The 14807-nt window shown below is 37.0% G+C and carries 4 protein-coding genes and 1 pseudogene; all 5 read left to right on the top strand.

Going from position 1 to position 14807, the window contains the following annotated elements; translation table 11 throughout:
* Positions 1 to 223: 223 nt before the first annotated feature.
* Complete coding sequence (locus ACFINA_RS08210; RefSeq protein WP_375615393.1) at positions 224 to 3358, top strand: autotransporter outer membrane beta-barrel domain-containing protein; 3135 nt, start codon at positions 224 to 226, stop codon at positions 3356 to 3358.
* A 1179-nt stretch (positions 3359 to 4537) separates the two neighbouring features.
* A complete protein-coding gene (locus ACFINA_RS08205; RefSeq protein WP_375615392.1) occupies positions 4538 to 7222 on the top strand; it encodes an autotransporter outer membrane beta-barrel domain-containing protein in 2685 nt (894 codons plus the stop codon).
* A gap of 443 nt (positions 7223 to 7665) precedes the next feature.
* Complete coding sequence (locus ACFINA_RS08200; RefSeq protein ID WP_375615391.1) at positions 7666 to 10836, top strand: autotransporter outer membrane beta-barrel domain-containing protein; 3171 nt, start codon at positions 7666 to 7668, stop codon at positions 10834 to 10836.
* Between the two features lie 696 nt (positions 10837 to 11532).
* A pseudogene (locus ACFINA_RS08195) lies at positions 11533 to 12261 on the top strand (autotransporter domain-containing protein); the annotation flags it as partial.
* 171 nt (positions 12262 to 12432) lie between these two features.
* On the top strand, positions 12433 to 14807 hold a 2375-nt coding region (locus ACFINA_RS08190; RefSeq protein ID WP_375615390.1), incomplete at its 3' end, for an autotransporter outer membrane beta-barrel domain-containing protein.

Here is a 14807-nt window from a genome sequence, read left to right as displayed (position 1 = left end):
GAATGCATTATACACTTATAAATTGTGTTTTGTTGTTATTCTCTTATAGATGGTTTTTAGCGTAGAGCTTTTGCCAAATTTATTGGGATAATTCATTGCACAGTTCAAATAGGCATGAGGCATGTTCTTTTGTTACACTTTTCGTATTTTTGAGGTGTGCAAGGGGGTGTTTTGTAAGTGCTTTTGTTTTTAATGAGAGGGGAAGGAAAGTTTCGAGGGAACTATGATTAAAGTTTTTAGAAATCATGTATGTTTATGTGCTTGTACAACAGCTATCCTCTCTTTGCTTCAAAATGGAAGAGAAGTGTATGCGGCTGCAGAGGGGAAGGATAGTAAACCTTATGTTATAAAGGTTATCCCAGTTGTCTCTGCTAATTCTTCTCCTTATCTTAGCGGGAATAATAAGCATAAGCTTCCTCTTAGTGGAGAGAGTGGGGATAATTATTACCCTTCTAATATGATTAATGTTGGCAATAACGATGAGGGTATTCGTGGAGGAAGTGACTATCGTAAGCTGAGTGGATTGGCTGGGGACACCAAACATCAGGATAATGTAGATAACTCTACTAAAGATGGAGATTCTGATGGAAGAGGTGTGAAGCCTGCGTTCTATTTTTATAGTGGATTATATTATATATGCGATAATTGCGGGGAATCTAAAATTGATAATAAATCTTATACAATTACGAACGAAAATGTTTCCAACTATCCTGATGATCCTACTGCTATAACGGTGAAGCGGATAGGGTCCAGAGTTGATGGAGAGAATGTAACTGTTAGCAGTGAAGTTTCTGATAAATCTTTTTTGCGTGGTGTGGCTGTATCCGATGATGGAAAGATTGTTTTGAAAAAAACGACGCTTAAAAATACAAAGTTAGCTCTTTTTGCTCATAATGGAATCATTGAGGTAAAGCAGGGGATTATAGAGGACAGTGATAGGGCTGTTGAAGCTGTGGGGAATTCATTGGTTATTCTAGAGGGTGCAAAAGTTAATACGCGTGATGGGAAGGCAAGTCTTTCCAGTTATAGCGGGGCAGATATTTGGGTGGAAGGTGGGGAGGTTAACTTTACCAACAGTCATGGGATTTCTGCGATGTTGGGAGGGAAGGTTATTCTCGATGGTGTTACTGTTACTGGAAAAGGCCACAGAGACAAAAGTGATGCGGCTATTTTAATGGATGAAGGGGGACGTGTTGAGTTTACAGGGGGGACTATTAAGGTTGAGGATGCACATGGTATATTATTAGAAAATCCTATCAAGCCTCTTCATGTTGTACCAGAACGATCTGAAACAGAAGCTGAAACTGAAGATGAAGATTTATCGAATAACTTTTATGTGACCGAGGCTAATTTTAAGTCTTCTTCTGTTACCGTAAAGGGTGAGGGATCTTATGGTATCTATTTTCAGGGAGAAAAGCCATGGAGCGAAGATGGGGATAAAAAAGAGGAGATTTCATTAGAGGAAGAAAAAGCTCCACCACGATTGGAAGTTGTTAATTTGGATACAACAGAGTTTTCTGTTGAAGACGATACGGCTCTTTATGGTGAAAACCTTATTTCTGGTGCGGTGAGTTTGATGAAAAGTACTCTTCGTTCAGGGAATTTTTTATTAAGAGCTGAGAAAGGGGCTTCTATAACGGTTTTGGCTGATGGTTCTACCCTTGAAGGTCGTACTCACGTTGATAAAGATTCTCATGCCGAACTTTATCTGGGAGGTCGTTCTACATGGATTTTACAACAACAGGTGCAAAAAGATCAACGTAAGGTTGCAAATGATTCTTCTATTTCACTCGTTAGTCTTATGGGTGATAGCTCTATTCATTTTAAAAGACCAGAATCTCCTTCTGTTGATGATTATCAAACTCTTCGTATTGGAAAGGGAAAGGGTGAGGTTTATAGAGCACGGGAAGGTGCCTCTATTTCCCTTAATACATACCTGAATATTGGTGGTGCTCTTAATCATCAAAAGACTGATCGTGTTTTAATTCATGGGGATGTTTCGGGAAAAACAAAGCTCCAAGTGCATGGAGTTGCAGGAAGTCCAGGAGGATATACGGGAAAGGGGGGAAATAATGAAGGTATTTCAGTTATTCAGGTTTCAGGAGAAGCAAAGCAAGATTCTTTTCAGTTGAAAGGTGGTTATGTAGCGTTAAACGAATTACCTTATCAATATAAGCTTTATGGTTATGGTCCAGGGTCTGAGTTTGGAAAAGCAAGCATGGATCAAAGATTAGTGGAAGGGAGCGGAGAATTTTGGGATTTCCGCCTTGAAAGTAGGTCTATAGATTCTGATGTTCAACCTAAACCAGATCCTTCTCCTAAGCCAATTCCGGGACCAGAACCTTCTCCAGAACCAGCTCCGGAGCCCCATCCTCGTCCTAAGCCGGGCGTTAAGGCTGTTGTTCCGCAGGTTCCGACTTATCTCCTTTTGCCTAATGCTTTACGTCATATTGGTTTGATGAATGTTAACAATCAAAATAAGCGGTTAGAAGCTTTGCGAATTACTTCTGGGGGCTTATTAGAAAGTCGTGAAAATCCTCTCTTTTTTGTGAGCGGTTATGGCGGCAATCATCGTTATACTTCAAATCTTTCCGCGCTTGAATATGGTTATGGCGGCGAGTTTAATTATAATGCACTAGAAGCAGGTGTTTTGCTAAAAGCAATCGAAAATATGTATGGTTCCACTTCTTTTGGAATTATCGGGGCTTACGAGAGATTTTCTTTGCAACCTTTGAATGTTGAGCAGAGTCAAAAAAGTACATTTGATAAATGGTCAGTTACGGCATACGGTGGTATGCAGCATGATGCAGGTTTTTACGTTGATGGTCTTGTGTCTTACGGTTTGTTTAAAGGTGATGTTCTAACAACTGCACGGGGCAAGACGGCAACATTAAAGGGAAATCCTTTAAGTGCTTCATTGTCTGCTGGTAAAACATTTATGGTAGGAGAGGACGGTTTTGTTTTTGATCCGCAAGTTCAGGTTGTTTATCAATATCTTCAATTTAATAAGGTACGTGATGTGGACGGCTTTGATATTGATTTAGGAAAACTTCATCAGTGGGTAGGGCGTGTTGGAGGGCGTTTAACAAAGAGGCTGGTTGCTACTGATGAGGCTCAGGTTGTTTCTTTCTATGGCAAGCTTCATCTTGCTCATGGTTTTGAAGGAAAACAATTTGTGCATTTTAAAGATGCTTTTCAGTTAGGTGCTTTTGGTTCTTCATTAGAAACTGGATTAGGTTTTAATGCTCAATTATCTCAAAAATTTGCGCTTTACGGTGATTTGGTTTATCAGCACAAACTAACGAAAGCTGGTTTTTCTGGAACGAGTTTTTCAGGTGGATTGCGTTATCATTTCTAGTTTTGTTGCTGTTTTTGATTAATCTTTCAAAAAGCTACAAGTTGTACTTGTGGCTTTTTCTCATTATCTATTCATTTTGTGTTATAGCATTTTTACGAGAGTGTGACTTTGCATATCTTTAATATGCTTTTGGGTTGGACTTCTTTCGTTTTTTTTGAAAAATCTGAAGAGTTTGTACGTTATCGTTTCAAAATGTGTATTTCAGAGTGATTATTATATTATTTATAATATTTTGATTTATAAAGATATTTTTTAATTTAGGGCGCTGAAATATTTTCAATGCTCTTATGATGAATCCATAAAAAGCATTCCTTTGTCTATTATATGTAAGATTAGCAAGTGGATAATCGTTTAAGAAAGGAGTCAATATAATTTGGGGGATTATGTTAAGAGGGGAGGATTTACAATATTAGAAATTGGCAAAGACAAAGATGCTACTCAGGCGCAATGAGGGCTGTATCCGATAAACTTGATATTATATCTGCTGTCGTTATGAAATGGGGATGGAAATAATGAGATATATCTGAGAAAATTGGTGGATTAGAAACATAAATAACGTATTATTTTTTTGAAAGTGCGTTTTCTTTAAAGAATGTGATAAATAAAAAGATAAAATTATATGTCATTTTCACCTTTTAGATACGGCTCTGAATATTTTTAAATGTTGAAAAGAGATGGTAAAAATCGGAACAGATTTTAATTTTTACACTTTCCTCCTCTTTCTAAATTAGTTCGTATTTCCATAAACACTGTCTAAAACAGCTGTATGTGATAGCTTTGCTTCCCAATTTTGGCATATATTCAGTTTTGTCTGCTTACGAGTGCCTATTGTTTCAATATAATATTTATCTCGAATATTAATTATACACGCTTTGGGTATTGATTAAACAACAGTTAAAATAGGCATTCTTAATGTACAAAAATCTCTTAAAGCTGCTTTTAAATAACAACTTTAAAGATGATTTTTCTCTCATTTTTCAGTTATATTTTTGCAAATTCCTTATAAAAAAATAGATTTAGTCTGTATTTTTAGTAACTTTTAAATTCCATATTTACATAAAACACAAAAAGAATTAATAAGGTCTGCACAGTTAATCCAAAACGTACTAATTTTTCTCTTTGTTAAGTTTTCTTTGATACATTACGTGTTACTTTTATGGGCAAAATTATGGTGTAATTATGGTCAATCTATTTAAAAATCGTTTTTCCTTATGTACTTTTACAACAGCATTTCTTTTTTTTGCACACAATGTTGATGCTACGGTTCAAGATGGTGCTGTTGTTAATACTGGGGTACAAGGTCGTTCTGGCGTTAATGGTAAGACACAAAATAATCAGGATCAATTTTCATGTATTATGAATAGTGAATTTTATCGGTGTAATGATGGTAAAAAACACTACTTTTACAATAAAAATTATCAAAAAACTGATGAAAATACGAATGAAACTGTTGCTATACAAGCATCTGGAAGAAAAACGCTTCTCTTCGGGAAAAATATAACTGTTAAGGATGCTTCAAGTGCTGTTATTTCAAAAGAAAGTTTTTGGAAGTATGGGGTCGTGGCGAGTGAACATGGACAAGTGATTATAGAAAGAGGAGAGATTAACTTTACAAAGGGTATCGGAGTTGAAGTAAGAAATTGGGGACAGGTCGATTTAAGGAGTAGTTCTATTACCGAACAAGGTAGTCAGGGGATGAGTATAGATGACCATAATGAAAATTCAGCTTTTCATGCGTTTGATGCTGGGAGTATCCATTTTGAGAAAGGTAAAGTTAATCTAGCCAATGCTCATGGTTTTTCAATGCATGGGAATAATATCGATGGGAAGGGTATCTTTATAACTATCGTGGATTCTACGGTTTTGGTAGAAAGTAATACGTCTTATGGGTTGCGTTTTTGGGAGGGACTAGGAGACAGAAATGAGGAAATGAAGGATCACGAGTATCCTCATTATTTTTATATTTTTGCGGGTGAGGAAGAGATGTTCGGAAGTCTTCCAAAAACGAACTTACCCGTACGAGGGATTGTTGGCTTGACAAGAACCTCTTTTACAGTTCCAAAGAGTGCAGCTATTTATAGCAGAGGATCTGGTGGTGTTGTTAGGCTGTTGGATAATTCCAAACTTTCTGGAGATTTATTACTGAAGGTTGAGGATGGCTCTTTTGTGAAGGTTTCAGTGGATGCTTCTACACTTGTAGGGGGGACACATGTTGATGAAAGTTCTTCTGCTGAATTTCGGTTGAGAGGTGATTCAAAATGGATTTTATCACGGCCGAAAAATAAAAATTTACAAGTTTCTAGTTCTATAGGTGTTTCATCAATTTCATTAATACATCTTATTGATAGTTCTATTATTTTTGAACAACCAGAAACTAACATAGTTGATGGCTATCAAACACTTCGTGTTGGGAGAGGAACAGGTGAAGTTTATAAAGCACAAGGTAATGCACATCTTTATCTCAACACCTATTTGAATAAGGGGGGGGCTCTTCAGAATCAAAAAACGGATCGTCTTTTATTCCATGGTGATATTGAAGGAAAAACAATAATACATGTGCATGGTGTTTCAGGAAGTCCAGGAGGTGGTACGGGGCATTATGGAAATGATAAAGGTATCTCGATTATTCAGGTTTCTGGAACAGCAGAGAAAGATTCTTTCTTGTTGGATGGTGATTATATTGCATTGGACGGTCTACCTTACCAATATAGGCTTCATGCTTATGGCCCAAACTCTGAATTAGGAAGAGCGAGTGCGTCTCAAAGATTAGTCGAAGGTGAAGGAGATTTTTGGGATTTCCGCCTCGAAAATGGATTTGTTGATTCTGATACTACATTTAGATTAACTCAGAGTTCTAAACTTGGTTTAGGTGGTGAGCATCATTCTAGGCAAGGCGTTAAGGTTGTTGTTCCTCAGGTGCCAACTTATCTGCTTTTGCCAAATAGTTTATTCCACGCTGGTTTGATAGATATCAGTAATCAAAACAAGCAGTTAGAGATAGTACGGACTAATTTTAGTGGAATGTTGGAAATTCATGAAAATCCTGCTTCATTTTTGCGTGGCTATGGTGGGAGTTATCGTTATGCCTCAGATTTATCTGCGCTTGAATATGGTTATGGGGGAGATCTAGGGTACTATGCACTAGAGACAGGTGTTTTGCTACAAACTGTTGAAAATGTTGACAGTGTTATATCCTTTGGGGTGATGGGGTCTTATGGAAAGCTTTCTCTACAACCTCGAGATGTTGCACAAAGCCAAAAAAGTACATTTGATAAATGGACTGCTACAGTTTATGGCAGTATGCAGCATGATGTAGGATTCTATGTTGATGGTTTGTTATCTTATGGTCTGTTTAAGGGAGATGTTCTGACAACTGCACGGGGTAAAACGGCAACATTGAAAGGTAACCCTTTAAGTGTTTCCTTGATGAGTGGTCAGAAAATTGCCACAGGATATGAAGGTGTTGTTTTTGATCCACAGGTTCAGGTTGTTTATCAGCATCTTCAATTTAATGAGGCCCGCGATATTGATAATTTTAATATTGAGATGGATAAACTTGATCAATTGATGGTGCGGATGGGTGGTCGTTTGATAAAGACTCTTACTGCGTCTGAAAAAGATCGTGATGTTTCTTTTTATGGAAAGATTCATTTTGCTCATGATTTTGGCAAAGAAAGAGCTGTGCGTTTTAAAGATTCTTTCCAGTTAGCGGCTTTTGGTTCTTCTCTAGAGGCTGGATTAGGTCTTAATGCTCGCTTGTCTCAAAAATTTGCGCTTCATGGTGATTTGGTTTATCAGCATAAGTTGAGTAAAGGTGGTTTTTCTGGAATCAGTTTTTCTGGTGGATTGCGCTATCGTTTTTAGGTGATCGTCTTGGGGTAAGTTATTTAAAAAGCCATAAGCATAGCTTGTGGTTTTTTATTATTTGTTTGCAACTTTTTAAACAAGTTTTTTAAAAAAATGTTTTTTTGCATGAGCAAGTTTGTTTCTTTTTAGAAACGAGATAGGGCTTTCTGGTTTGCAGTTTTTGCTTCTTATGCTGTTTTTCTTCCTTTAGTGTATTTTTATTAAATTCTCTTGAAATCACCGCTTTGGGGTAGAGTTTTTATTTCTATCTATATTTTTACGCGTTTTTATAAATAATACAATTTTAAATTGTGATATTTTGGGATTCTAGCTTTACATAAAACATAGGGTGGATATATAAAATCCAAAACGTATTTTAAATTATCACGCGTAACCAAATTTATTAAACAGAATGCGTGTTTTTTGTTTTTAGAGAAGGGGAAGAAAGTTTGTAGAAAATTATGTTTAAAAATCATCTCTCTTTATGTCATTTTACAACGGTTATTTTTTTCTTTGTATACAATACTGATGCAGGTGAGATTTCTTCTGAGAAGAAGCCATATTCATGTAACGAAAGTGCCTCATTTTATCGCTGTAATGATGGTAAAACGCATGAAATTGCCAAGAAAACTTATCAACTTACGGGTGAAAGTTCTGATGCTGCCATAGAGGCATCAGGGAAAAATACAGTCATTGAGGGAGAGGCTATAATCATTAACGGTGTTTCGAGTGCACATGGACATTCAGAAACAAACGCTTGGACAACAGCTGTAAAGTCCTCAAATGGGGGAGGCGTTGCTCTATTTGATTCCATGTTAAATAACGTGTCGATAGGGGCCGATATTAATGATGAGGGAGCTTTTGAGATGCAGAATGGGGTGATTAAAGCAACCAGAATGGGGATCAGTGTTGGGGGTAAAGGGTCGTTTGTTTCTTTGACCAAGACAGAGATTAAGACATCTTCTGATGCGATAGGTCTTTTGAGTCATAATGGTGCAAAAATTTATATGAAAGGAGGAAAAATTAATTTTGCTGATGGTATTGGTGTTCAAACAGGAGGAGATGGAGAAATTAATTTAGAGGGCGTTTCTATTAGTGGGAGGGGGAAACTGGGAACAAATACAGATAATTATCGTGAAGGTTCTGCTTTTAGTATGCTTCAGGGGAAAGGCTCTCTTAATTTCCAGAAAGGAAACGTTAATGTCGACAATGTTCATGGTATTGTAGTGCAGGGGAATAACCATAATGCTGCTCATATAAAATATTCCAATATTTTTGTGAGAGGGAATGGATTTAATGGCATGCACTTTTTTTGGGAAGCTGTCTTAAATGATAAAAAAACAATTATACCTGGAAAAGGGACTGTCCATTTGACAAAGACAACTTTTATGGCTCCAGAAAGTACGGCTATTTATAATCGAGAATTTGAAAGTTCTGTTAAACTCTCACAACATTCAAAAATTTCTGGAGATTCACTCCTGAAAGCTGTTGAGCGTTCTACTGTAAAGATTGAGGCTGATGCTTCTACCCTTGTAGGAGGCGCACATGTTGATGAAAGTTCTACAGCTAAGATAGATTTAAAAAATGGTTCAAAGTGGATTTTATCGCGACCAAAATATGACAAATTGCAAAATTCTGATGCTTTTGGTTCTAATTTAGGGGACTATTCCTTCATTTCATCGGTCAATCTTACGGATAGTTCTCTTGTTTTTGAAGAATTAAAATCTAAAACAACAGATGGTTATCAGACACTTCTCATCGGAAAAGGATCGGGGACTGTCTATCGTGCACAAGGCGATGCGCGTCTTTATCTTAATGCATATTTGGATAAAGGCGGAGCTCTGCAAGAGCAAAAAACTGACCGGCTTTTAATCAATGGTGATCTTGAAGGAAAAACGACAGTCCATGTGTATAGTGTTCCTGGAAGCTCAGGGGCATTGACGGGAGAGGGCGGTAATAATCAGGGGATTTCCATTATTCAGGTTTATGGAAAAGCCATGGAAGATTCTTTTCAGTTAAATGGGGGGTATGTCACACTTGAAGCCTCACCCTATCAGTATCATCTTAAGAGTTATGGTCCAGGCTCTGCTTTAGGGACTGCAGATTCCAATCAAAGAGTGCTTAAAAATACTGGAACATTTTGGGATTTCCGACTTGAAAGTCAATTTGTTGATTCCACTAAAGTTTTTCCTGTTCTTGATTTGGTTGTCCCCCCTTCTTCTGATGATATTCCTTCTGTTCTTAAAATTCATCCTAATATTACTGGAGGTGAGGATGGTTCTATTGATTCTAACTCTCAGCAAAAACCTCAGGAGCCAAGTCTTTCTTCTCCTGTAGATTCTCCTGATAGGGATTCCCATCTTACGACCACACCTAATGTATCTGATGTTTTTGTACTTGAGATCCCCAATCCTCTTTCCTCTCTTGCACCTGTTGTTCCCGCTATTGCTGAATCTAATCCAGTTGCTCCACCTGCATCTGGTTCACTTGTTCCGCCATCTGTTCCACCCACTCCTTCTGTTGTTTCCCCAGTTGCATCTGTTTCTCCTGTTCTGTCATCTGTTTCACCCACTCCTTTTGTTGTTACTCCACCTGCGTCTGGTTCTTCTGTTCCGGCATCTGTTTTTGAGCCTTCTTCTTATTTTGAGCCAAATGTGAGAGTCGTTGTTCCACAGGTTTTGACTTATATTCTTGTGCCAAATACCTTATTTTATGCTGGATTGATGGATATCAGTAATCAAAGCAAGCAGTTGCAAGCGCTGCGAACTGTTTCTGGTCGGTTGTTAAAAAATGATGAAAATCCCGCTTTGTTTTTGCGCGGTTACGGTGGACATCATCATTATACTTCAAATTTGTCTGCATTTAAATATGGTGATTATGGCGGTGAGCTTGATTATAATGCACTAGAGGCAGGTCTTTTACTCAAGAAAATCGAAAGTGCATACAGTACGACATCTTTTGGGATTATGGGAAATTATGGCAAACTTTCGTTGCAGCCTCGAAAGGTTAAACAAAGTCAAGAAAGTATATTTGATAAATGGACAATCACAGCATATGGAAGCATGCAGCATGATACGGGTCTCTATATGGATGGTCTCTTCTCTTATGGTTTGTTTAATGGAAATGTTCTCACACTTGAGCGAGGTAAAACGGTTGCATTGAGAGGGAAGCCCCTAAGTGTTTCCTTAACTGCTGGTAAAACGTTTATGATAGGCAGCCGATATTTTATTTTTGAACCACAGGTTCAGTTTGTTTATCAAAATCTTCAGTTTCATAAGACTCGTGATATTGATAATTTTAATATTGATATGCGAAGCCCAGATCATTGGGGGATGCGTATTGGTGGGTATTTAACGAAGACACTTACATTTACTAAAGATAAAGATGCACATGTTCTTTCATTCTATGGTAAGCTTCATTTCATTCGTAGTTTTGATGATAAACAATTTGTATATTTTAAAGATGCTTTCCAGCTTGGTTCCTTTGGGACTTCTTTAGAAGCTGGATTTGGTGTTTTTTCGCAATTATCTCCAAAAATTATTTTTCATAGCGATCTGATTTATCAGCATAAATTTACGAGTGACGGCTTTTCCGGAACGCATTTTTCTGGTGGATTAAGTTATCGTTTTTAATTGTATTTTTCTTTAATACATCCTTTGTGAAAGACATAAACACAAAACATGGTTTTATTGTGTTGTTTTTCTGATTTTTGACTTTACATACAACACAAAACAAATTATATATAACGGTACATAATAAGAATAATGAGTAGATGAACTAGGTGTGTCTTTATCAGTTTTTTATGAAGATAAAATAAAGAAAGTTTAGACTAAATTATGATTAAAGTACTAAAACGTCATGTGTGTGTGTTCTCTTACGACCTCTATTTCTTTCTTCGCGCACAATATAGATGTGAGTGCAGAAGATTATAATCCCTCGTGTAATTCTCTTTTTAAGTCGTATTCGTGTGATACAGTTGATGCTTCTCGTACTTTTGGAAGTCGTAATAAGTTATATATGAGTGGATTGGATAGGAGGACTACAGGTGTTATTTTTACAATACGAACTCATAACATAGTTATTAAACCGCAAAAAAGTAAAGGGGAAAAAGGCTTTCAGGAACTGATGGAATTTTAGAATTAAAGAGATCTGAGAAGATTACATCAGCAGTGGTTGTGTTAAAAGACAATAAAACTTCTTTTAAAAAAAGTTCTATTACAGGAAATGGCGAAAAGAAAAGTAGAAATGATACGTTATCTCAATCTGTGTTTGGTGTGAAGCAGGGCGGTTTTTCCTTTGATGAAGGTAAGATTCAGGTTTCTAATGTTCATGGTATAGAGGCAAGTGTCTTGCTCAATGCGATTGAGGATACACATCACACTTCGAGCTTTGGAAAAATGGAGAATAATGGGAAAAAACTCTCTACAGCCTCAAGATGTTAAAGAAAGCAAAAAAGTACATTTGATAAATGGTCTATTACAGCATATGGCAGCATGCAGCATGATACAGGCTTTTATATCGATGGACTTTTTTTCTACGGGTTATTTAAAGGGGATGTTCTCACGCAAGCAAGAGGTAAGACAACAACATTGAAGGGGACACTTTTGAGTGCTTCATTGGCTGCCGGTAAGCCATTTATGACAGGACATAAGGGGCTTATTTTTGATACGCAAGTTCAGGTCGTTTATCAAAATATACGGTTTGATAAGACCTCTGATAACGATGGATTTGATGTCGAAATGGGAAAGCTTGATTTGTGGGTGATGCGTGTTGGCGGGAATTTAAGCAAGACGCTTGCTGCTTCTGAAGAAGGGCATGTTGTTTCTTTCAATGGGAAACTTCATCTTACCAATAGTTTTGGCGAAAAACAACGTGTGCAGTTTGGAGATGAATTTCAATTAGGAGCTTTTGGTTCTTCTTTAGAAACTGGAGTAGGGCTGAAGGCTCAGTTGTCTTCAAACTTTGCGTTGCATGGAGATGTGACCGATCAGTATCGTCTCAGCAAAGTTGGCTTTTCTGGGACGATTTTTTCAGGTGGTTTACGCTATCATTTTTAGATGCCTATGAAATATAGAGTAATTTTTACATAAGTTATAAAGTGTTTTGAGAAGTATAAAATGAATATTAAGTTTTATACTTCTCATTGTTTGTGTGTTTAACTTAATATTATGGGGAATATTTTTTATTTTTAACTAACAGGGGGAGAAAGGCAAATTGGGAATAAAGTTATGGTTAATGTATTAAGCGGGTATAAATTTTTATTTATTACAACAGCTATTGTTTCTTTTTTGCCAATCGTGAGTGTTAATGCGAATCCTAATAATTTAGGAACTTCCTGTAATGTATCAGGGAGTTTTTTTACGTATAGCGATAGTAAAAAACATACGATAAGTAATAAAAATTATATTCCTTCTGTCTCTTCTCTAGATGATTTTATTGCTGTCTTCTCTATAGAAAAAGAGGGAACTGTTTTAAATTTATTAGAGACAAATATTATCTTGCATAGGCCAAAGCAGTCATTTTTATATAGTGCATCTGTAAAAGATGATGGCAAGCTTGTTCTAACCAATTCAAATATTAAGGATATGTCCGGTTTTCGTGTTCAGAACGGGCAAGTTGTGATGAATAGAGGGAAGATTGAAGGTAGTTTGCAAGCTGTATGTGCAGAAGGAAAAAAAACCGATATTGCTTTAGTGAGCGTAAATATTGATATTGTATCAGATAACTTGAATGCAAAAGGGATTGGATTTGTTAGTAGTTCTGATGCATTCGTTAGGATATCAGGCAGTACTATTACTTTTAATGAGATTGGTGCGTTTTCAACACAATTTGGGGGAAAATATCTTATTGATACAACCAATATTCAGGGCAAAGGTAAGAAACACACGATTGTAGTTGATAATGAAACTATTGATGAATTTCCAAGAGCTTTTGACATATCACAGGGTGGTAATGTTCATTTGCGTGGTGATTCTATTCAGCTGACTGATATGCATGGCTTCTTGATTACGAATTTTGCAGGTTATGCAGATGCTGAAGGTAAGTTGATTCAAGAATACGCTTCATCAAATGCGTTTAAAAAGACAAGTATTAAGATAGAAAAAAACAATATTTCTGTTCAGGGTGAGGGAGTATACGGTCTGTATTTTTATGGATTAGGTCCAGATGTATGGGGTGATATGTTTAAGGTAGGGAGTGAAAAACTTTCAAAAGTAGAAAAAATTGTTTGGGGTGAAGCATCTTTGCATTTGTCACAGACAACTTTTTCAGTTCCTGATGGTATTGCCATTTATAGTACGGGAGATGATATTTATGGAGCTGAAGCTACCATTGAATTAACAGAAAGGACAAAGATCTCTGGTGATTTATTGTTAAAGGCTCAAAATAATTCTTCTCTATTGGTGAAAGCAAAGAATTCTACCCTTACAGGGGGTATTCGTGTTGAGGATGTATCAACTGTTCACTTAGAATTAACACATGGCTCTGCATGGTATCTCACCAAAAGGAAACATACAGATTTGCAGGAATCTCTTCCTGTAGATTCATTACTTTCGTCTATAAGCATTTCTGATAGCACAATTTTTTTTGATAAATTTATATCTCAAGATTATCAAACGCTATATATTGGAAAAGTATATATTGAGAAAGGAAGTAATCTAAATGACATAAATCCAATAGATGGGATACAATATGATAAAGACGCTTATAATGCAAAGGGAAATGTGCAGATTAAGATGAGTGCGTTTGTGAATAATGACGGCTCGTTTAATCCGCAAAAAACTGATCGTATTTTGATCTACGGGAATGTTTTGGGAAGTACACTGCTCATGATGGAGAAATTTTCCAAAACCTTAGAAGGAGAAGCTGGCAATAAAGGGAGTCAAAGTATTTCACTTGTTCAAGTTGCTGGGACAGCAGAGGAAAGTTCTTTTAAGTTAGCCAATAGTTATACTACAGTGAATGGATTTCCTTATCAATATAAACTTCGTGCCTATGGTCCAAGTTCTTCTTCTGGAAATGCAGATCCAAAGAATAGATTGGTTGTTGGAGAAGGGGATTTTTGGGATTTTCGTCTCGAAAGTGTTTACATTGGTCCTGAATTAGATTCTTCTGAAACTGCTTCTAAGCCAACGTCTACAGTTTTACCTCCTCAATCTGAAGAAGAGACGGTTCCTTCTAAACGACCAACAGAGACTATTTCACCTGAACAACCCCCTTCTGTTGAGCCTCCACTTATACCATCTACACCTTCTTTGCCTGAGGGATCTGAACCGTCTGAAACATTTATCCCTACGGATTCGACGCTGACTCCTTCTGCACCAGTTCCGTCTCCCTCTGTACCAACAGTTCCAGAAAGTCCTTCTGCTGTGCCTATGCCTGCACCATTTGTTCCAGTTGAGACTTCTACAGATGAGGCTATGCCATCTAAGCCATCTGTTCCGGTATCTCCTTCATCTCCAGATTCTGTTCCTTCTGCTTCTTCCCCTGTTGAACCAAAGCCTTCTGGGGATTCTGCTCCTATTAATCCTTCGTCTAATCTCCAAATTAGAGCTGTTGTTCCACAGGTTCCAACTTATCTTCTTTTGCCAAATGCCTTATTTCA

It is taken from the genome of Bartonella sp. AC10YNML, assembly GCF_042196825.1.
Lineage (GTDB): Bacteria > Pseudomonadota > Alphaproteobacteria > Rhizobiales > Rhizobiaceae > Bartonella.
The sequence above is the reverse complement of the archived record's forward strand: the minus strand, read 5'-3'. Positions and strand labels throughout refer to the sequence as shown.